The sequence below is a fragment of the Paraperibacillus marinus genome, assembly GCF_046237605.1.
Classification (GTDB): domain Bacteria; phylum Bacillota; class Bacilli; order Bacillales; family DSM-1321; genus Paraperibacillus; species Paraperibacillus marinus.
This window is the reverse complement of sequence record NZ_CP143542.1, coordinates 4,130,910-4,149,985: the sequence shown is the minus strand read 5'-3', so window position 1 is coordinate 4,149,985 and position 19,076 is coordinate 4,130,910. Positions and strand designations below refer to the sequence as shown.

17 protein-coding genes and 1 riboswitch are annotated in these 19,076 nt (G+C 49.8%); of the genes, 9 read left to right on the top strand and 8 right to left on the bottom strand.

Features of this window, described 5'->3' with window-relative positions:
- Positions 1-289: 289 nt before the first annotated feature.
- Positions 290-637, top strand: coding sequence for a hypothetical protein (locus V1498_RS20895; RefSeq protein ID WP_409296029.1), 348 nt, complete (start codon positions 290-292; stop codon positions 635-637).
- A 40-nt stretch (positions 638-677) separates the two neighbouring features.
- On the opposite strand, the gene V1498_RS20890 is transcribed toward V1498_RS20895, so the two are convergent.
- A complete protein-coding gene (locus V1498_RS20890) occupies positions 678-1,109 on the bottom strand; it encodes a YwpF family protein (RefSeq protein WP_409296027.1) in 432 nt (143 codons plus the stop codon).
- 312 nt (positions 1,110-1,421) lie between these two features.
- On the opposite strand from V1498_RS20890, the gene ssb reads away from it, so the two are divergent.
- From ssb to V1498_RS20870, 4 genes are all read left to right on the top strand, one after another.
- Positions 1,422-1,733, top strand: a complete 312-nt coding sequence (gene ssb, locus V1498_RS20885; RefSeq protein ID WP_409296026.1) for a single-stranded DNA-binding protein — start codon at positions 1,422-1,424, stop codon at positions 1,731-1,733.
- 49 nt (positions 1,734-1,782) lie between these two features.
- Positions 1,783-2,094 carry a hypothetical protein gene (locus tag V1498_RS20880; protein WP_409296025.1) on the top strand — a complete coding sequence of 104 codons (312 nt, stop codon included), beginning with the start codon at positions 1,783-1,785 and terminating at the stop codon, positions 2,092-2,094.
- A 401-nt stretch (positions 2,095-2,495) separates the two neighbouring features.
- Complete coding sequence (locus tag V1498_RS20875) at positions 2,496-2,597, top strand: hypothetical protein (RefSeq protein ID WP_409296023.1); 102 nt, start codon at positions 2,496-2,498, stop codon at positions 2,595-2,597.
- A gap of 159 nt (positions 2,598-2,756) precedes the next feature.
- Positions 2,757-3,239 carry a helix-turn-helix domain-containing protein gene (locus V1498_RS20870; RefSeq protein ID WP_409296021.1) on the top strand — a complete coding sequence of 161 codons (483 nt, stop codon included), beginning with the start codon at positions 2,757-2,759 and terminating at the stop codon, positions 3,237-3,239.
- A gap of 92 nt (positions 3,240-3,331) precedes the next feature.
- On the opposite strand, the gene V1498_RS20865 is transcribed toward V1498_RS20870, so the two are convergent.
- Both V1498_RS20865 and V1498_RS20860 read right to left on the bottom strand, forming a co-directional pair.
- Positions 3,332-6,238: a DEAD/DEAH box helicase gene (locus tag V1498_RS20865; protein WP_409296019.1), complete on the bottom strand. Its 2,907-nt coding sequence runs from the start codon at positions 6,236-6,238 to the stop codon at positions 3,332-3,334.
- Entirely contained in the window at positions 6,228-7,850 is a 1,623-nt protein-coding gene (locus tag V1498_RS20860) for an SWIM zinc finger family protein (RefSeq protein WP_409296018.1), read from the bottom strand. Before V1498_RS20860 ends, V1498_RS20865 begins: the two co-directional genes overlap by 11 nt.
- A 146-nt stretch (positions 7,851-7,996) precedes the next feature.
- Between V1498_RS20860 and V1498_RS20855 the strand changes: the two genes are divergently transcribed.
- Positions 7,997-8,548 carry a transposase gene (locus V1498_RS20855; RefSeq protein WP_409296016.1) on the top strand — a complete coding sequence of 184 codons (552 nt, stop codon included), beginning with the start codon at positions 7,997-7,999 and terminating at the stop codon, positions 8,546-8,548.
- 737 nt (positions 8,549-9,285) lie between these two features.
- Here the strand turns inward: V1498_RS20855 and V1498_RS20850 are convergent.
- The 4 genes from V1498_RS20850 to V1498_RS20835 all read right to left on the bottom strand — a co-directional run bounded on the left by V1498_RS20850 (position 9,286) and on the right by V1498_RS20835 (position 14,306).
- Positions 9,286-10,536, bottom strand: a complete 1,251-nt coding sequence (locus V1498_RS20850; protein WP_409296015.1) for an efflux RND transporter periplasmic adaptor subunit — start codon at positions 10,534-10,536, stop codon at positions 9,286-9,288.
- A gap of 19 nt (positions 10,537-10,555) precedes the next feature.
- Positions 10,556-11,218, bottom strand: a complete 663-nt coding sequence (locus tag V1498_RS20845) for a hypothetical protein (RefSeq protein WP_409296013.1) — start codon at positions 11,216-11,218, stop codon at positions 10,556-10,558.
- A gap of 31 nt (positions 11,219-11,249) precedes the next feature.
- Positions 11,250-12,140, bottom strand: a complete 891-nt coding sequence (locus V1498_RS20840; RefSeq protein ID WP_409296011.1) for a helix-turn-helix domain-containing protein — start codon at positions 12,138-12,140, stop codon at positions 11,250-11,252.
- A gap of 534 nt (positions 12,141-12,674) precedes the next feature.
- The gene (locus V1498_RS20835; RefSeq protein ID WP_409296009.1) at positions 12,675-14,306 is read right to left on the bottom strand and encodes an alkaline phosphatase; all 1,632 of its coding nucleotides are present in this window, start codon (positions 14,304-14,306) and stop codon (positions 12,675-12,677) included.
- Between the two features lie 531 nt (positions 14,307-14,837).
- On the opposite strand from V1498_RS20835, the gene V1498_RS20830 reads away from it, so the two are divergent.
- The 3 genes from V1498_RS20830 (at position 14,838) to V1498_RS20820 (ending at position 17,206) form a co-directional block, all read left to right on the top strand.
- The gene (locus V1498_RS20830) at positions 14,838-15,641 is read left to right on the top strand and encodes a hypothetical protein (RefSeq protein ID WP_409296008.1); all 804 of its coding nucleotides are present in this window, start codon (positions 14,838-14,840) and stop codon (positions 15,639-15,641) included.
- A 31-nt stretch (positions 15,642-15,672) separates the two neighbouring features.
- Positions 15,673-16,794 (top strand): SH3 domain-containing protein, encoded by a 1,122-nt coding sequence (locus tag V1498_RS20825; RefSeq protein WP_409296006.1) that lies wholly within the window; start codon positions 15,673-15,675, stop codon positions 16,792-16,794.
- Between the two features lie 142 nt (positions 16,795-16,936).
- Positions 16,937-17,019: riboswitch (cyclic di-GMP riboswitch) on the top strand.
- Positions 17,020-17,035: 16 nt separating this feature from the next.
- Positions 17,036-17,206, top strand: coding sequence for an anti-repressor SinI family protein (locus tag V1498_RS20820; protein ID WP_409296005.1), 171 nt, complete (start codon positions 17,036-17,038; stop codon positions 17,204-17,206).
- Positions 17,207-17,259: 53 nt separating this feature from the next.
- Here V1498_RS20820 and V1498_RS20815 read toward each other — a convergent pair whose 3' ends face one another.
- Positions 17,260-18,963, bottom strand: coding sequence for a transglycosylase SLT domain-containing protein (locus V1498_RS20815; RefSeq protein ID WP_409296003.1), 1,704 nt, complete (start codon positions 18,961-18,963; stop codon positions 17,260-17,262).
- Positions 18,964-19,076: the final 113 nt, after the last annotated feature.

Here is a 19,076-nt window from a genome sequence, read left to right as displayed (position 1 = left end):
TCATGATTTTTTAAATTCTTTAAAATATTTAAAATTCCTGTATGGAGTATTCGACAAGTTTTTTATTATATAGAAAAAAACTAAGAAAACAGCTGAAATAAAGGGAATTTGTTAAACTTTTGCAGCATTTATAGAAGAAAGAGGTGAAAAAGCAAGAAAAGTTCTTTAAGGAAAGGCAGCCTTTAGAGCCAAAAGGCGCTGGGAGCTGTGCGCCTCATAATTTGCGGACCAAACGGAAACGCTAAGGAAAGACCAATAGGTCCAAGCCTTGGTGAAAGGAGGTACCAGCATGCAGAAAAAAATCTGGGCGGCTTTTTTTGCTTCTGTGCTTTCTGCAGCGCTTTTGACAGGCTGCGGCAATAATGATGATAAGCATGAGGACCACAAAAATAATGTGGAAAATCAGAACATGAGAGATGACAATGTGGAATTGAATGATACAGACGATAGAGACCGCCATGATACCGAAGTGAGAGATCAGGACCGCAATGATGATGACGGCCAGATGCCTGGCGATGCGGATCCTACTGAGAACAATCATAATAAGGATAACAACGGCAAAGACAATGATGATTTGTTTGACAATAAGATGAATGATGAAAAGAAAAACAATGATGTTGTTCCAGAAAGCAAGTAACGAAAAAAGACAGGGAGGCGACTGCTCCCTGTCTTTTCGTTTATTCCCTTAATGCGGCCATGGCCGGTTTGGAATGAATTTTCTCTTTGAATTCCTGGACGAGCTGATCGCCGGTGAGACCTTTGGAGACAAGATCTTCGAGCAGCAGCTCCGCAAATCGGCTGCGTCCTTTTTTGATCACGCCCTCAAAAAGGACGATCCGGCCTCCATCCACCTCTCCTGCGGAACAAAGGGAGGTTTCAAATAAAACGGGATCATTTTCCTTTTTTGAAATGACGGCCAGGACATGAATCACTTTTCCGCCAAGAGAAGCTTCAATGGAACGGAATGTTCCGTCGCTGATGAATGCCTCAATCAGCCAGCGGTTCTTTTCGTCCTCTTTATTGATAATAAGTCCATCCTCCAGGGGCAGGGGAATCAGCTCCTGGTCGGCAGTGACAAGCTGCAGTGACATTAATCGAAAGGTTTTCATCCTGTACCTCCATTCCAAAGTGATTATGCGTTCGTTCTAAAGTTTTATCTATTATAGCACAACATGAATTTGTCCAAAAAATTTAAGGGCTGACAGGGAACTGGGGAGCTTGTCGAATCTTTCTGTAAAAAAAGCCCGAATTTGTGTAAAAACCGTTTTTTTAGGAATTTGGACCCGTAAAAAGGCTTCTTCCGGCTTGAAAAATGAAAAATTAGGAGGCATCAGAAGCGGAGAAAGTGCTTAAGCCTCATTTTACCGCCGGGAAGAATTCTTATATGATGAAGCTACTTTCAGAAGAAAGGAGAGCAGCCCATGATCAACCAGGTTACACTGGTGGGCAGACTGACAAGGGATCCTGAGCTGAAGTTCACACCCGAAGGAAAAGCCGTATCCAATGTCGTGCTTGCAGTCAACCGCACCTTCAAAAATGCAGCAGGCGAATTCGAAGCAGACTTCGTCCAATGCACCCTCTGGCGGAAATCCGCTGAAAACACCAGCCAGTATTGTAAAAAAGGATCTATCGTCGGCGTAACCGGCCGCATCCAAACCCGGAACTACAACAACTCCGATGGCAAAAAAATCTACGTCACCGAAGTCATCGCAGAATCCGTCCAATTCCTGTAGGGGGACTGCCCCCATTTCCCGATTATTTCCCAGCAAGGAGGTGGCCGGTGTGTGCCAGCAGTGTAAGGAATGGACAGTGAGGCAGCAGCGGGTGGAGGAGCTGCTGACGGATCTGATCAAGATTGTCGGCAGGACGCATGTAAAGGCGCTGAACGGAGAAGAGCAGATTGAGGCGTACTCGGCCCTCCTGCATAAGGCAGAGACGGAGCTCCTCCAATTCAGAAGGATGAGTGCGGGCTTTGAAGAGCGGCTCACAGCTCTCGAAAGCAGATCCGAAGAGAGCCGAAGAACACAGCTGGCTGAAGGAAGGCCGCTCTATACCCTGTGCCTGAAGGGCAGGACGCGGAGTACCGTCCTGTAGGGAGGTGTGCGAAACTCCTCGAAACCGCCTCTGATTTGTAAGATCCTTCAGAACCCCCATTTATTTTCCCCTATCATTCCCCGAAAGTACCGCTTCGATTGAAGTACGCAAGAAAAAACAGCTATATCCCCCTTTTATGGACTGCATTCCCAAACGCAGTCCTTTTTGATATGGGTGGCTCTGTGGGAGTTTGGTTAGAACCCTTGTGCGCCGGCTGTAGAGATGCGGCTCCCTAAAGCCCCGGGCGAAGCGGACGAAGTATACATTCCACCTCTATCCCCAAAAATAAAGGCACAGGAGGCAGGCTGCATGCCGGGAGCAGGGCAATTTCTAAACCGGCTTAGGTTTGTCCACCATCATATCAGGGAACAACAAACTACAATCCAAAGGAGGTTATACACATGAAAAAGCTGATTAGAGCTGCTATCAAATGGGCGCCTGTTATATATCCAATCGTACGAAAAGCAATGAACAACCGAAAAGGCAGAACCAATTACAGATAACTTCACCAAAGCTCTCCGGAAGGGGAGTTTTTTATTTCCGGGAAATGGGGGACAGTCCCCCATTTCCCAAGATTATTTCCCAGCGAAAGGATTTGCATACACACACGCATGTGTGTTACATTGGGTGTAAGAAAGATTTAGAAATGGGGAGGCGCCTGTATGTTAAGCACAAAAGAGATTAGTGAGATGCTGAATGTTTCGGAGGAAACGGTGCGCAGATGGATCCGCACGGGTGAGCTTGAGGCCACACAGGATGGCAAGAGCTATGTGGTGGATGACAGCAAGCTTGAGGACTTTGTTGAGAAGAAATCGGCGATACCGGGGACATCTCTGTCCAAGATGCAGAATTTGATCGGGATGCTGGGCTCGAATATCCTGGCCAATCCAAAGGCGAAGGATGTAGCGGGACTCGGCGTGGAGATCCTGGCGAAATCATTGAGCCGGATTAAGGAAGCAGGAGCGGACTTCGGTTCGGTTCCCCCTGAAGAGCCGGAAAAGCCTGGCGATTATGAAGGCAAAATTGAATCGCTTCAGCGCAAGAAGAAGAAGCTTGAACTTGAGCATCAGATGAAGCTCCTTGATATTGAAGATGAAATCGCTAAATACGAACGCCTGTTGAAGAATTCAAACAGGGACATATAATGAGAAAAGCTGACTTCCGGGTGCTGCACAAGCGATGTGCGGCAGCATGGAAGCCAGCTTTTTTATTTCCATTATTTTAAGAGAAGCCCCGCTTAATTCAAGGCAACCAGGTCGAGGAGCTCTTTGTCGCTGAGCTCGGTGAGCCAGGTTTCGCCCTGCAGGATTTCATCGTTCAAGGCCTGCTTTTTATCAAGCATGGCATCTATTTTTTCCTCAAGCGTGCCCGTGGAGATCAGCTTGTGCACATGCACAAATTTCTTCTGGCCGATGCGGTAAGCCCGGTCGGTGGCCTGGTTTTCGACGGCAGGGTTCCACCAGCGGTCATAGTGGATCACATGGTTCGCCGCGGTCAGGTTCAAGCCGGTTCCTCCTGCCTTCAGGGACAGAATGAAGAACGGGAATTTTCCGTCCTGGAAGTCGGCAATCAGGCTGTCGCGCTTTGCCTTTGGCATGCTGCCGTTCAAGAACGGCACTTCAATATCAAAGCGGGTTTCAAGCAGGTTTTTCATCATTTCGCCCATGCCGATATACTGGGTGAAAATGAGGCAGCTTTCGCTCTGTTCCCCGACTGCGTCCACAAGCTCAATCAACTTCTCCAGCTTGCCGGAGCGCTCCATGTCAGGATCTCTGCTTCCTTCCTTCAGATAAAGAGCAGGATGATCGCAGAGCTGCTTCAGCTTGCCGAGCAGGGAAAGGATCAGGCCCTTGCGCTCAATGGCCGACAGCTTTTCGATCTCGGCGAATGTATCCTTGACGAGCTGATCGTACAAGGAGGCCTGCTCGACAGTGAGCGGCACAAATTCCTTCTGCTCCTGCTTGTCAGGCAGATTCAGCGCGACTTCCTTGTCTTTTTTCGTCCGGCGCAGCAGGAATGGCTGAATCAGATTCTGCAGTTCCTTGATCTTGCCCTTCTGCTGCTCGCGTTCAATCGCAGCTACATACTTCTCCTGAAACTGTCCAAGCGTGCCAAGATAGCCTTTATTGATAAAATCAAAGATGGCCCACAGCTCGGTGAGGCGGTTTTCCATCGGTGTGCCGGTAAGGGCAATATGATGGGTACCGCGCAGCTTCCGGACGGCCCTCGACTGCTTGGTGCCTGCATTTTTAATATTCTGCGCTTCATCGAGGATGATGCTCGACCAGTGAATCGATTCAAGCTCCTCTGTATCCTGATGAGTGATCCCGTAAGAAGTCAGCACCACGTCATGTTCAAGTGCCGCCTTCCGGAAATCTTCAAGTTTAGGACGGCTTCCCCCGTAATGGAGGAATACCTTCAGGTCCGGAGAGAACCGCTCAAGCTCGCGCTGCCAGTTTCCAAGCACCGAGGTCGGGCAGACAATGAGCGAGCTGCCTGAAACCGGTCTGCCATTCACTTCGGCGGCACCGGCAGGATTTGCATCGCGCTCTTCTTTAATTTTCAAAAGATACGCGATGATCTGCACCGTTTTGCCAAGGCCCATATCGTCCGCCAGGCAGGCGCCGAATCCATGCTCTCTCAGGAAATAGAGCCAGCTGAGGCCCTGGGCCTGATAAGGGCGGAGCGTTCCCTGAAGCATATCAGACGGCTCGATGATTGGGATGGACCTTGTTTCCCGGAGCGAGCTCATCAGCTTGCGCAGCTCCTGGTTCAATTCGAACTGAATCTTCAGCATCTCGTTTGGATCATCCGATTCGAGATCCTCTTCATCTTCAGGTGCCGACAGCTCCTGGCGCAAAAGATCGCTCAGCTGGAGGCCTTTCTGATCCGCGTCCTTCATCATATCCTGAATCTGCCGGATGAAGGCGGGATCCAGCTTCACCCACTGGCCTTTTACGAAAATCAGGCGCCGCTTTTCCTCCACTAGCTTCTGGAAATCATCTTCTGAAAAATCGACTCCGTTCATGGAGAAGCGCCAGTCAAAGTCCATGAGAGCCTGCAAGCCCACATAGGAAGGGCCGCGGGAGGAAGTGCTGCTTTTTACGCGCGCCTTGATCCGGAAAGAAGCATCGCGGATGGCCTGCCACCACGGCGGAAGCAGAATCTCTGCTCCAAGGAAGATCAGCTTTTCACTGTCATGAGTCAGAAAGTCCCATGCTTCTTCCTCGGTGAGCTCTTGCCGGAACGAATCTCCCTCGGCAAGACCCGGGAGGACAGATGCCCACCCCTTCACTTCTTCTTCAGCCTGCTCCAGATATGGCTGCCAGCTTTTCAGCGGTTTTTTTCCTTTACCAGAAAGGCGGACCAGCACGGATTCATCCTTTTTCGAGCGGAGCATCGGCTCGAGGATCCATGGCCCGCTGCCATCTTCCGGCTCCGTGATCCGGAGGCAGGTGGTGAAGGGCTTGTCATCCTCTGACAGCTTCAGCCAGCTCTGCCAGCGGTCTTCGGTAAAATAAGACTGCAGTTCATCGGGAGTGAAGCCGGCTTCACGGAATTCACTGATGGTTTTGTCGATGCGGTCCTTGGTGACAGCCTTACGCGACAGATACTGTGTAACAGCCGCATTGTACCAGTCCATCAGGAAATTCCGCGTTTTCTGCGGCTCCTGCTGGCTGCGGCCATAGCCGATGACCGCCTGCGGCACAGCAAGCTCTTCTTCCCAAAAAGCTTCGCCAAATTCGTCCATTACGGCCTGCGGGAGGGACCAGCCCCGGTCGCCGGACAATAGTTTTTCAAAGTCCGGAACAGGCACACCGCGTTCGAAGCCGTCATACAGCATATGGGCGGTAGAGAGGAGGAAGCTCGCAAAGTCGCTCCATTCCCAGGAAACGAAGCTGTTGAATGTCTCCTTGCCGAACACATTCAGGAGCGTCCAGGCATCTGCCGGTACGCCGGACATTTTCTCGAAGCGCCTGGTTTCAAGCATGGTCCCGTAAAAGCTGGAATCATCCCAGGTGAAGAGAAGCTTCCTCAGGGAATCCATCGTGATATGATGATTGTTTTCGTCTTTTCCGGTTATGATGAAATGTCCCTCGTCGTGCTGCTGGACATCAATACTTATTCTCATTTTATTCCGCATGAATCAGCTTACCCCTTTGCAATTCTTCTTGAAAGGCACGCAGCCGTTTCGTGGATTGGGAAAGATTTTCAATGAATTCTGCAAATCGGTCTTCCTGCTTCAATTTTTTATAAAGCGTCCGCAGCTTCTTCAAATGACGGACCGCCGATTTATAGGCCTGCCTGTTTTTCTGCCCGAGGCTTGTGAGCACCGCATGGTGATACAGCGGCAGCAGCAGGGAAGGATCATGGGCCTGCAGGATTTTAATGTTTTGGGAGGAAATCATTGAGACATCATCTCCCGCAAAAATCTGCAGCTCCACCCATTTTTGGTATTCCTCCCGTTCAAACAGGATTCTGGAATAATCCCAGGTGCTAAAAGGGAGGGTCTCTCTGTAAAAGCGCTCAAGCAGGTCCATTCTCTTCGTTTCCTGGCAAAAGACCCGGATCGGCATGGAAAAATTCCTGACAAAGCTGGTCCGTTCATAATAAGAGGGAATCGTGTTCAAGAAGGATTGAATGCGCCTCGTGATATGTTCGATGAAAAAGATAGATCGTTTTTCATTGCCGGTCTCAACAGACAATTGCAGCCAGGAGTAGAGAAACGGACTGGCTGCCGGCGGCATTTTCTCAAGCATCAGCACGGCGCGTTCATCTTCTCCGTTCAGCAAAAGCAGATGAATGAGGGCCACCTGATAGGAAAGCGCCTGCTCGGCAGAATGTTTTTCCTGTGAGAGCCGCTCCAGGCGATCCACTTCGTCCGAGCGCCAGCCGCCATTTTTCAGCATATGCCTCCAAAGCGACCGGTACAGATCGATGCGTTCATACATGAGCGAGTCCCTGCCTTCAAGCAGCTGCCACGCTTCCTCCTTAATGCCTTCCAGGAAGTCATCAAAAGCAAAGGGCTTCGCCTGGCGCCCGATCGCAGGGGCGATATCCTGGAGCTCTTCCAGGTAGTTCTCTGCCAGATCATGAAAGAAGGAAAGAGACACCTTCGGGCTTGATTCCGTGCGCAGGAGGTGAATGCATTCCAGGAGCACGGTATACAGCACTACAAAATCATATAATGGCCGCCATTCACGCTCAATCGGCGCCTTTTCTTTTATGCGCTGATTAAAGCTTCCCCACATGCGGTCAAGCATATATTCCTGCATGGTCTTATTGCTGATGATATAGCTGTGGAAGGTTTCCTCGACAAAGCTCTTCCACGAGGAAAAGCTCCGCTTGATGTCTTTTTTCGTCTTCAGCAGTTCCCGTGCCCGGATGAGCGAGGGGTGAGTCTGCTCGTCAGGCTCCGCGGGCGGCTCCTCCTGCTTCGTCTTCCAGCGGGCGAGCCAGCGGGTAACGCTCGCAGTCCTTGAATAGGCAGACAGAAACACGGAAATCTGATGGCGGCAGAACAGTCCCTCCTCACAAGAGCATGAACTGGACAACGGATGATCAATCTGCAGCGTAACACGGGCAGGCACCAGATCCTGCACCGTCGCCTCCGCATAGTCCCCGTAATCCGCAAGTTTGTACACCAGCCCCTGGCTGTATAACAAAAACCCGCGCTGCACAGCCTGCCGGACCTCCTCTTCCCGGGGATCCAGATAATCAAGAATAGTCTCCCCGGCCTTTAACAATGCATCCACCAACACAACCTCCTTCTTGGGGGACAGACCCCTATTTCCCAAGCCCAAAATCCTATGAAACTCATATTCTTCCTGCGGGGACTGTCCCTATTTCCCGGACAGCTCCGCCAAGTAAATGTTTATAATTAAAAAAAGGAGTGCTCTATATGCCCAGAAAAAATCGAGTCTGGTACCCGGGCGCGGCTTATCATATCATTTGCCGCGGAAATCGCGGGGCAGACATTTTCCTTGATGACAAAGACCGGTCCACCTATCTGATGATGCTGGAGGAAACCCGTGAAAAGTATGAGTTTTTCCTGCATTCCTACTGCCTGATGAGCAATCATATCCATCTGCTCCTCGAAACGATCAGCGATCCGACGAGGCTTATCATGGGCCGGCTGAATTCCCGGTACGCGATTTACTTTAACAAGCGCTATCAACAGGATGGACATGTTTTTCAAGGAAGATACTTCGCAGAGATGATCGATTCAATCGATTATCTCGTCCAGGCCAGCCGGTACATCCACTTAAATCCGCAAAAAGCCAGATTGGTGCAAAAAGCGGAGGAATACAACTGGAGCAGCTATGCCGCTTTTTTATACGGACAGCCGGACCGCCATGCAACTCCTGACCGGATCCTCCCTTACTTCCAAACGCCCCAAAACTACAGGATCTATGTAGAAAGCAGGGAAAACGGCTCTTCAGGACACTCCTGAGAAATAAAACGTATTTCCTCATTATACAACATTTCACGCCTCATCCCCATCCTAAAATCCGAATAGGAAACACTTAAAGGCGGAAGGCGTTCTGGAAGCAAGCAGAAAAAGCGGACAGTCTCTGCAGGAAGAATAGGAAGAAAAAGAATACAAAAAGCATGGGAAATAAGGGACAGTCCCCGGGAAGAACCAGCGTGCAGGCCAGCGCACTGTAGGTGGGAGCGGTTCTGGAAAAGTTGGGAAATGGGGGACAGGCCCCATTTCCCAATTATTTCCCGGGTCCGGCTCTCATTTTTTATAAAAAAGGGTTTGGGTGGTGGATATCTGGGTATATATGAGGAGGTGCATATGGTTGGTAAATAATGCTTTTACATAAGCAACTATATGTAAGGTATGTAAGGATATTAGTTATTAAGTTGGTTGGAGGGGAAGGTTCGAGGCTCCCGCTGCTCCTGCGCCCGGAAAGTGAGTGCCTTACGCAGAAACCAACCATTTCTGTTCAGGCAGCCATAATGAATGCGAATACATCTTTGGATACAAATTAGGGGGTATAAGTTGTGAAAGGCAGTTCTTTCAGCGGTTTGTGTACATCGAGACGAGCGCCGGTGTTGAAAAAAGAGATTAAGGTTTCTTCGCCTTCAGAGAAGCGCAAGGAATTTGTTAATAAAATGAAAATGATGAGCAGTAAATAGAAAATTCCTGGACCGCTTACAGTAGCCCAGGAATTTTTTTTGCCGTCAGCCTTCCTTTATGCCAGTCAGGAAGGGGATAAGCCATTTTTGATCGTTGAAGATTTGTTTCACTTTGGAACCCTTGATTTTGTCTGTTTGCAGAGGAGTGAAGAAGGGCCCTTTGTTTTCCAGAACCTCTTTATAGTCCGCTGCAATCCTGTCTCCCTGCTTAAGACCCGAAGTTACGGCGCGCTTCTCGCCGACGATCAAGCCGGCTTTCACCTTTGTTTTGTGCACCAGCCCATCCTTGCCAAGGACAAAGATGAATTGTTTGGTTTTCTCGGTCAATACGGCAGTTTTCGGCACAATCACGGCGCCGGCCGCTTCCTTCGTGACGATTTTAACCTTCACATGGGAGCCGATCAGCGTGAAAGGACTTTCGTTCTTCATGGAAGCCATGTAGGTGTAACTGCTTTTCTTTTTAGCATGCGGCGCCTTGTCAGGGACAGGAGAGACCTTTGTCAATTCTCCGCCGGTCCGGGCTACTCCTTTTTCATCCGTGACAGATACCTTCATGCCGGGCTTAACGTTCTTCCGCTTTTCCTCGGACAGCTTCCCCTCAACAGAGACAGCGGCGCCGGCAACCGTCATGACCGGGTTTTTGAGGTCCTGGCGGATGTTCTGGACAATGCCGTCAAGCTCGCTTTCCACCGTCACCTCCGAACCGCCGCCCTGCAGGGACGATATCTGGGACTCAATTCCGGCAAGACGTGCTTCATAGCGGTCCTGCTCGGCTTCTAGCTGAAGGAGCTCCCTTTCGATCTCGAACTGCTTCATCTCTTCCGTGCTTTCAGCCGCAGCATCAGTACTTGAAGACGTGTCTTTGGGATCTGTGAATACATTGGTACTGCTGCCTGCTGACTGAAGGGATGTGAGACTCTGAATATGGGAAGATGTGCTGTCGATAGCTCCCTGAACCTCGGTTTTCTCCGCTTCAAGCCGGGCCTGGAGACTCCCGCCATCTTCCGGGATAAACGTATAAAGCGGTGTGCCCGCCTGAACTTCCTGGCCTTCCTCCACCAGAAACTTTTGAAAAATCCCCGATGCCGGATCATGCCGGACAAACTGCTCCGCCGTGGGCACGATCACGCCTTTTGAGGAAAAAGTCTGCTGCAGGCTGCCTTTTGCGGTCTTTTCCCAGGAATCCATATAAGAAGTGCGTTTGATTTTATTATTTTCCTTGTAAATCAAAAAGATATTGAGTGCAATGAAGGCAGCTGAGAGGACCGCCAGCACTATTCTTAGTCGTTTATTCATCGGTCGCGCCTCCTAATCATCAAAGAAACTTTCCGAGATTGGTAGATAACAGAACGGCCTGGATGGCCCAGAACAGCAGGTGCAAGAGGATGAGTATCAAGAGAATCCAGCCCCGTTTTTTCTCAGAAAGAGATTGATAGAAATAAAACTGGAAAGCTATGACGGCTGCCTGAAAAAAAGAAATCTGGCCGAGAAAGTTCTGAAGCGGCTCAAAGTCTGTAAGATAATGGCCGAGCACCCCGAGTGACAGGGGGGAGGCAGAATTCCCGAGCCCGGCTGTAACAGCGAGCAGTATGGATACAGCCTTCCCGGCGAGTCCAAACACAACGGCAATGAGCTGGACGACGAGAACTTTTTTATACTCGATGTCAAAAAGGATATAGATAAACAATCCGAAGAAAAACAGGAGAATAACGGCGTACAGGATTCCCGACAGGAGCTGGCCGGCTAAAAAGAACAGCTTGGCCGCCTCGAATTCTGCTTCTGAAAGGGACGCGATCCGTCCCGAAAGCGATTCGGAACCAGCTCCGAACAGGCCTCCGATTCCAAATAATAAGGTGCTGGCGAGAATGACAGTGGCAACCCGGCTCCATAGGCCCGTTATGGCTTCCGACTCACGGAGCCCCCAGGCGGACGTTTTCGGGAATCGGATCCCTTTTAGAATTCTGACACGAAAAATCATTATATAAAAGCCTCCGTTGTAGGCGCGGTGCCTAGGTTGATCGAATTTCTTTCAGCTTATTGATTTTACCCTGTATGTATGGGACATGCTTGGTGTCCTTCTGGATTTCAAACATAAAGACGGCTTTCTGATAGAAGGTGAGCGCCTTTTCCTGATATCCCAGCATGTCATAATTGTAGCCAATATTATAGAGAAACTCGCCGAGAAGATACATGCAGTCCCTCTCGATCAGCCAGTTTACAGCCTCCTCACAGCGCACGGCGGCTTCCTGGTATCGTCCGGCAATGGACAGAGCGTTGGAATAATTATACTGCAGCTTTGGTATCAGTGTATAATTCTCGATATTCAGCCGATTTTTCACATAGCTCTCTGTTCTTTCGAATACTTCGAGTGCTTTCGCAATCTGTTTGGAATGCTTGTAAATGATGCCGATCGCAATGATGATGGAAAGCTCTGTTTCTGTCCAGACATTATCATGGCTGTGGGTCAGGGCAAGGGCTTCCTCCAGGGACTGGATGGCCTGGTCCGCCTGGTCCTCCACATGAAATTCATAAATGCCCTTATGCCAGAGCAGCAGCTGCATATTTTCCTTGCTTGACGTGAAGATCGGATTATCGAGCTCCGCCAGAACAATCTCCCGCACTTCTGTATAATTCTGATCACGGCGGGCGGTCCGGAGCAGTTTCCGGACTTCCTCCACATAATCCTGGCGCTCGTTCACTCCTGCTTCAAAAAAATAAGTAAGGTCGAGCCCCAGCCTTTTCGATAGCAGGTAAAGGGTGATGGCTGAAGGATAGACCTCGCCTTTTTCGATTTTGCTGATCTGTGCCTGGCTGCAGATATCCTTGCACAATTCTTTTTGTGATAAGCCGAGATGCATCCGGGCATCCCGGATTCCTTGTCCGATTAAGGAAAAGTCCATTCATTCCTCCTCCTTAATATTCATATAATTATACAATAGTGGCTAATAGGAAAGAAACTATTAATAAATCACTTCTAAACAGGGTTTAACTATAAAAAATGAGCTTTAAGGCCATTTTGACAGAATATTAAAATATGATTAAATATCTATATTGGCTTATTATTTCTTCCTAACAGGGGAGAAAGGTGAAATTTTACTCTTTCTTCCATGTTAATATAATCCAGCTTCAATGGGAAGCAGGACCTTAAAAGAAGAAATAACAGAGCCAGCACGAACGAACCATTCAACATTCTTGTTTTCTTGACCCTTAGTTTTAGTACTCGACACCTGGGTGCGCCCCTAAGCGCATCCACTTGCCCGCAGGCCCAGTGCCTGCGGGATTTTTTGTGTGCTGGGTGGGAAATGGGGCCTGGCCCCAGCACGCGGAAAATAGGGGACAGTCCCTATTTTCCAAACATGAAAAAACCCGCAATCCCTTGTGAGAGAACGGGTGGGTGTCTGCGGAAATGGGGGACAGTCCCCCATTTCCCAGCATCATTGCACGTAGAATCTGCCCCGGGTGTAGATGGTGGGGCTGGTTTGTTTGGTAAGCCTGCCGTTTTGGTAGTGGTAGTTTTTGTTGGCAGGGTAGGTGAGTGTGACCTGGCCTTTTTTGGCTGTGAGGACGGGGTTTGCCTCATTGCTTTCGTCGATGCCCACTTTGTAGCCTGCCGCGAGGTACATGGCTTCGGCGTCTTTGTATTTAACCCTGCTGAGTGCATCGAGGTCGACGCCCCAGTAGCCTGACACGAGCCTTGGGATATCAATATTGTTGATCAGCCCTGACGGCCGTCCGGGGCCGTAGGAATACAGGAACACATCCTCGCCTGTATGGCCATGAGTCGTGAAGCCAAGGTTCGCGCGTTTCGCAAGCATCCGGGCCATCTCCCTCTCGAGCGCGGCATCGCCGCCAGCCTTCCGCAGCCTTCTCCACTCATCCTTAGACAGTGGGGCAAGCCCATACTTTTCCGCCGCTTCACGCAGGTTCGACCGGTCCTTCTTCAGAAGCCACATCGCACCCTCAAGTGTCATCTTCGCTTTCTTCAACGGTTTGATGAAGGTGGAAGGGGAGCTCACTGCATAGGATTTATCCGTTTTTCCGTTCCCAATCGTCAGCCCGCTGTTTCCATGATCCGTCACTGCTACCACCAGGGTATTGCCATCCTTCTTCGCAAAATTCAGGGCTTCCTTAACAGCTGCATCAAAGCTCAGAATCTCACTCACCATGCCGGCCGGATCATTTTGATGGGCGGCCCAGTCGACCTTGCTGCCCTCCACAAAGAGAAAGAAGCCATCCTTATCACGGCTGAGCGAGCCGAGCGCCTTTTTCGTCATGTCAGCCAGGCTCGGCTGCTGCGGGAAGAACTGTTTGCGGTCCAGCTCATTGGCGATTGCCCATGGAGCGAACGAGCCCCAGAGTTTCCCCGGTGTAGCCTGATTCATCATGGCTTTATTATCGGAGTAGGCATACCCGCTCTGGAAGATGGTTTTCACCAAATCTTCTTTATCACGCCGGTTCTCCGGAAGCAGGAATGTCATCCCGCCGCCGAGCACCACGTCGATTCCCTGATACACCTGCTGTTCCGCGATGTCTTCAAAATCTGCCCGGTGCTCCACATGGGCGGAAAACGCAGCCGGGGTCGCATGCTGGACAGGTGAGGTTGACACGATCCCTGCCGCCTTGCCGGCTTTCTTTGCCGCCTCCAGAATGGACGCAGCCGGAACCAGGCCGTCTGTCACATCTTTCTCCAGGAGCTCCTGCCGGGGGGCGAACCGGCCGCCATTCGTTCCTGGCGCCAGCTGTCCCGATACATTTTTCGGGGCCATTCCGATTGCATCCACGATCGTCTTCCTGCCCGTGGCAAGCGCCGTCCCCGCTGCCGCTGAGTCCGTGATGGCCGAGCGGTAGCTGTAGGTCCGGACGCCGCCGGAGAGGATCTCATCAAGGGCAAGCCGCCGCCCCTTATACCAGCGCGCCAGTGTCACCGCATCCGAATTCGTGCCATCCATCACCATCATGATGAAATTCTTCGGCTTTTTGACTGGAGCTGCGTCTGCTTCTTTTTGACTAAAAAACCCGCCGAAAAATAAGGCAATAGTCATGGGTAACATGATCATCCGCTTCATTCGCACTCATCCTTTTTCATAAAGAGATATCCTTACCGTTTGTAAATTTGGAAATTTTATGCGGATTCCATAGGAAAAATATACCCGTGAGAAGCTAGGGAAAAAGGATGAAATTTGTCGAAAAGATGAAGACCGCGGCTATCTTGGATAGAATATAAACTGACCAGGATTACAACCATGAGTTTTCAATTCGCAATCCATGCATGAATAGGACCTGGCCAAGTGCAGGAATAAACATAATACAGCGATGGATACGGAGCTGGGCACAATAGGAATACCGGAAGATAAATGATGTTCAAACCCTCTTTCAATTCTGCAGCTCCGCCCCTTTTTCACACAAAATCAACATGAGTTTTCTCTCACAATCCATGCATGGAAAAGAACACAGAGAAGAGCAGGAACAAACACAATAAGGCGGTGGAGCGGAACAAGACTCACTAAGAATGCCAGGAAAATGCATGATGTGCGCATCCGTCTGCAGGAAGCCTTTTAATCCATGCAGCTCCGCCCCTTTTCCAAAGGAGAGAAATAATGAAGCGCTTAAAAATGGCTGCCATGCCCCTTCTTATTGTGATTCTTTTTTTAGCTTTCATCCCAGAAAAGAAGGCATGGGCCGGGACCAACGAGAACACAGCGATCCTTGAGATTGCCCCGAACCATCTGAAGGGCAGCATCAAGGGAAAGGGCCAGATCAAAGTCGATGACGGAACCATTATGCTCGGCAGCAGCCTCTGGGCCGAGAATTCAACCTTTTCCTTTCCGTTCACCATAAAAGATATCACCCCGGGAACCGAGCTCCATGTCCACATCCAATATGACAGCGGGTTAAAACAAAAGCTTGCTGTGACCTACCAGCCGCCTGTTCTACAGCCGGTCAATGCGAAAGACAGAACACTTTCAGGGACATCCAGGGGAGAGGTGACGGCAACAGCCGGAGGCACACCGCTTCAGCTCCAGAGCCATAACCGCAGCACAGGGGAATTTATCTTTAAGCCGTCAAACGCACTGATGGATGGCGCGGAAATAACGGCAGCATCTACACAGAATCATATAAAAAGCGTAACTTCAAGCATTGTCGGGCCGGCACCAAATCCCCGGCCGCCGATTATATTCCCGGCATCCGCTCATGATCCATACATAAGGGGAACCGCCCCAAGCAACAGCATGGTATATGTCACGACCGACACCGGAGTGAAAAAACAGATCAAGCTTGGCGCATCCAGGCAGTATAAAGTATATGCCGGCATGCTTGAGCCGGGAGCATATATTGCGGTGTATTACATAGATGAAGAAGGCAGCCGAAGCCCGCTCGCCGGAACCAGAGTCAAGATCTAAAATACTAACTACATAGCGGAGGCGACAATCTATGAAACTCTCAAACGTGAAATCTACATCACTTTTAAAAAAAGCGGCCAAGACCGTAGTCGTATCATCCATCCTTGCAACCGGAATCTTTAGCCCCTACAGCGGCATCATATCGGACAAGCCGGCAGAAGTGCAGGCGGCCACAACTTATACAGTCAATGCTTCCAGCTTGAATGTAAGAAGCGGTCCCGGGACAAAATATGCAAAAATCGGAAGCCTGCCGCGTGGTGCTTCAATCAGTGTAGTCACAAAGCTAAGCAGCGGCTGGTACAAGATTTCCTATAAAGGAAAAACCGGCTATGTAAGCGGACAGTATGTGAAAATAGGCACAACAAGCGTCACGTACCGCGTCAAGGTGGGAACCACACTTAACGTCAGATCTGGTCCGGGGACAAAGTATGCAACGCTCGGCTCCCTCACAAACGGAACCGTCCTGAAGGTCATCCGCAAGGAAACGAACGGCTGGTACCGCATATCCTTTAACGGGAAGACAGGCTATGTGAGCGGTCAGTATGTGACTACCGGTTCTGTAACAGCGTCTAAACGGCTGAATGTGCCGCTGGTTTACCAGCGTCCGGAGCTTCCAAGCGGCTGTGAGGCGACAGCGCTGACCATGGCCCTTAATTATTACGGCGTGAAGGTCGGCAAGACCACCATTGCAAAAAAAATGCCCTATGATTCTACCAAACTCGTACGAAACGCAGATGGCAGCATCCGCATCTGGGGCGACCCGGATGTAGGCTTCGTCGGCTCGCCGTTTGGCAATGGCTATACGATCAACCCTGGCCCGCTTAAGCGCGTGCTTGATCAATACCGCTCAGGAGGCATCAATCTGACAGGAAAATCCTACTCGGAAATTGAAAAGCAGGTGGCGCTTGGCCGTCCGGTCCTGGCCTGGTTCACGATCAGCCATGAAATGCCGACAAAGCGTACCTGGAAAACGCCAAAAGGCAAAATCATCAACGCAGCCCGTCCGCTGCACTGCATCGTAGTCACCGGCTTTGATTCCAATTATGTGTACTTCAATGACAGCGAATCACGCCAAAAGAACGTCAAAATGTCTAAATCCAAGTTTTCAAGCATCTACAATGCCATGGGCAAACGCGCTCTGGCAGTAAAATAAATGAAAAAGAGCATTTATGGGGAAAGTCCTATAAAGGCTCTTTTTTTACAACATAAACTGCGTCAAAAGTCGGAATTTGTAGATAAATATTCCGTCAGATCGGGTTATTCACTGATTTGGGCCGGGTAAACCACTAGGGAATCTGAGTGAAATGCAAACCTATTGAAAGATAGGGACGCAAAGCCGCAGGTCCTCGCTTCCGGGCAGGACGGCTGGGCTGCCGCATGAAGGAGAAAAATGAATGAACATGGTTACAGTAAAGGATTTGGATGCAGAATGGATAGAACTATTCTGTGAAGCCAGGCGCCTAGGTCTGTCCCTTGCGGAAATCAAACAGTTCCTTCAGGATAATCGCCCTTCCAAAGCCCCGGCAGAAGAACCGCCCCATCATGGTACAGACCCCCATCAATGAACCTATATCCACACATAACGAAAGCCCCTCTCGAACCTGAGAAGGGCGATTTTTTATTTAATGAAATTCTGGGACGCTACATACCAAATCTTGTTCTGGCGGGGAATCTGCACCTTGTACCAGTTATACAGATTGTAAGGATTTTCATCCTCAATGGAAGCTTCCAGGACTTTCACTTCAGTCCCTGCCGGCATGATGGTTTTGGTCCCGGATGCAGCAGGGGAGCTCCTGAAGGTGGTGCTTTGTTTGAATGTAAATTCTTCATCCTTCAGGACCATTTGGGTGGAGGGAGTCGCTTGTTCTGTGAACTGCGGCGTCAAGTCATCGAAATACCACATTTCCGTGTCTGGATGCTTGACGAGCTTCACCTGGCGGGGTGCCAGGTAATCGGTGCTGACCTGGGCCAATTGGTTGATGGCATGATACACCTTCATCTGATAGGTGCTTTCAACAGGACTGTCATTTGGGTTATTGCGCTTGGCGATCCCGTTGTAAGCCATGAGGGTGAAATACCAATCCTCAAGGACCATCGGCACATGACGGTTCACTTCAGGGATGACCGTGCCGGAATAGTTCCATTTATTCACGAGAAGATCAATCCCTGATTCAATATTATAATCGATATCATATTTTACTCGATCCCAGTCATAGCTTTTGTCTGTAACAGAAGGAGGAGTCAGCTGTGTAATTCCATAGCCGTTATCCGGACTTTTGTACACATCGCCATTTTCGGTGAATTGGCGAAAGCTGGAGTTTTCAGTAAAAGCAATAGCCTTCACGATTTCAGGCGGAACCCCCATATTAAGCGCCTTTTTTGTCAGCTTTGTCTTGACTTCTTTAGGCGTGAGCCGAAGCGGCTTCATGAGTTTTTCGCGTTTTGTCTTTAATTTAGCTTTCTCAGCCGCCGTAAATCCGGAGGAGCTGATTTTCATCCCGAGCAGATCATAAGTTTTTGGCACTTCAGCGCCTGAAATGCCCGGCTTAATGAGTGCTCCCAGCTTTTCCATAAGAATTTCTGCTTCATAATAAGTTTTAAGCGGTTCCTTCTTAGGCTTCGCGGCTATGGCAGCTGTAAGCTTCTCGAATTCCTTTTGCAGGGCACTCTGCATGGCGGCCTGCGGCACGTCGAGGATTCCCGTCATCGCTCCTTTATAATAGCCGGTAAAATAGTCTGCGGCGGTAGCTTTGTACTTATTTGCTTCTATTAAATTCTTTTTGACGGCAAGGGCTTTGGAGTAAGAGGATAGTGTGGTTTTTGCCGGTTTGATATAGAGGGAATATACGCGCGCTTCTGCGGTGGATGAATAAATTTTCTGGATGGCGGCTGATTGCTTCTTGATTTCAGAATCAAGCAGGATCAGAATGGCCGGATCCGCCTTTCCGGATTTTACGCTGTTTTCAAGCTTGAGACGCACAGCCGCTGCCGATTGTCCCCCTTTAACGCCTGCGATGAACAGCTTTCCTCTATTAATATAGGTATTTGCTGCACTCAGCTTGTTTTTATAAGTCTTTTCCTGTGCGGCGGTTAATTTCTTTAAGGCCGCTGTGTACTTGTCCTGTGCGCGGTTCAGATAATAAGCGGGGACCATCTTCCCGGTGGCTCCGGCTCCTGAACTGTAATAATCCAGCAGCTTGGCAGCCTTATAAGCATCATCCACAATGGCGCCAGGCGCGGTCGCTGCTTCCGCCCGTCCTGACAGGGCAAACAATAGAAGAAGCGGCAAAACAAACTGTATCAATCTACTACTCTTCAACATCCATATCCTCCTTGATTGTAATATCTTCCATTATACTCCAAACTCCGGGACTAGCATACTGGGAAATGGGGGACTGTCCCCCGAAAAAACGCCAAAAAACCGCTGTCCATAAG

Excerpts from the sequence above, each read along its gene's own strand:
- V1498_RS20870 (WP_409296021.1), top strand. The coding sequence starts at position 2,757 with ATGTTAAGCACAAAAGAGATTAGTGAGATGCTGAATGTTTCGGAGGAA.
- V1498_RS20850 (WP_409296015.1), bottom strand. The coding sequence starts at position 10,536 with ATGAATAAACGACTAAGAATAGTGCTGGCGGTCCTCTCAGCTGCCTTC.
- V1498_RS20825 (WP_409296006.1), top strand. The coding sequence starts at position 15,673 with ATGAAACTCTCAAACGTGAAATCTACATCACTTTTAAAAAAAGCGGCC.
- V1498_RS20815 (WP_409296003.1), bottom strand. The coding sequence starts at position 18,963 with ATGTTGAAGAGTAGTAGATTGATACAGTTTGTTTTGCCGCTTCTTCTA.
- V1498_RS20865 (WP_409296019.1), bottom strand. The coding sequence starts at position 6,238 with ATGCGGAATAAAATGAGAATAAGTATTGATGTCCAGCAGCACGACGAG.
- V1498_RS20875 (WP_409296023.1), top strand. The coding sequence starts at position 2,496 with ATGAAAAAGCTGATTAGAGCTGCTATCAAATGGGCGCCTGTTATATAT.
- V1498_RS20840 (WP_409296011.1), bottom strand. The coding sequence starts at position 12,140 with ATGGACTTTTCCTTAATCGGACAAGGAATCCGGGATGCCCGGATGCAT.
- V1498_RS20895 (WP_409296029.1), top strand. The coding sequence starts at position 290 with ATGCAGAAAAAAATCTGGGCGGCTTTTTTTGCTTCTGTGCTTTCTGCA.
- V1498_RS20835 (WP_409296009.1), bottom strand. The coding sequence starts at position 14,306 with ATGAAGCGGATGATCATGTTACCCATGACTATTGCCTTATTTTTCGGC.
- V1498_RS20820 (WP_409296005.1), top strand. The coding sequence starts at position 17,036 with ATGAACATGGTTACAGTAAAGGATTTGGATGCAGAATGGATAGAACTA.
- ssb (WP_409296026.1), top strand. The coding sequence starts at position 1,422 with ATGATCAACCAGGTTACACTGGTGGGCAGACTGACAAGGGATCCTGAG.
- V1498_RS20845 (WP_409296013.1), bottom strand. The coding sequence starts at position 11,218 with ATGATTTTTCGTGTCAGAATTCTAAAAGGGATCCGATTCCCGAAAACG.
- V1498_RS20890 (WP_409296027.1), bottom strand. The coding sequence starts at position 1,109 with ATGAAAACCTTTCGATTAATGTCACTGCAGCTTGTCACTGCCGACCAG.
- V1498_RS20830 (WP_409296008.1), top strand. The coding sequence starts at position 14,838 with ATGAAGCGCTTAAAAATGGCTGCCATGCCCCTTCTTATTGTGATTCTT.
- V1498_RS20855 (WP_409296016.1), top strand. The coding sequence starts at position 7,997 with ATGCCCAGAAAAAATCGAGTCTGGTACCCGGGCGCGGCTTATCATATC.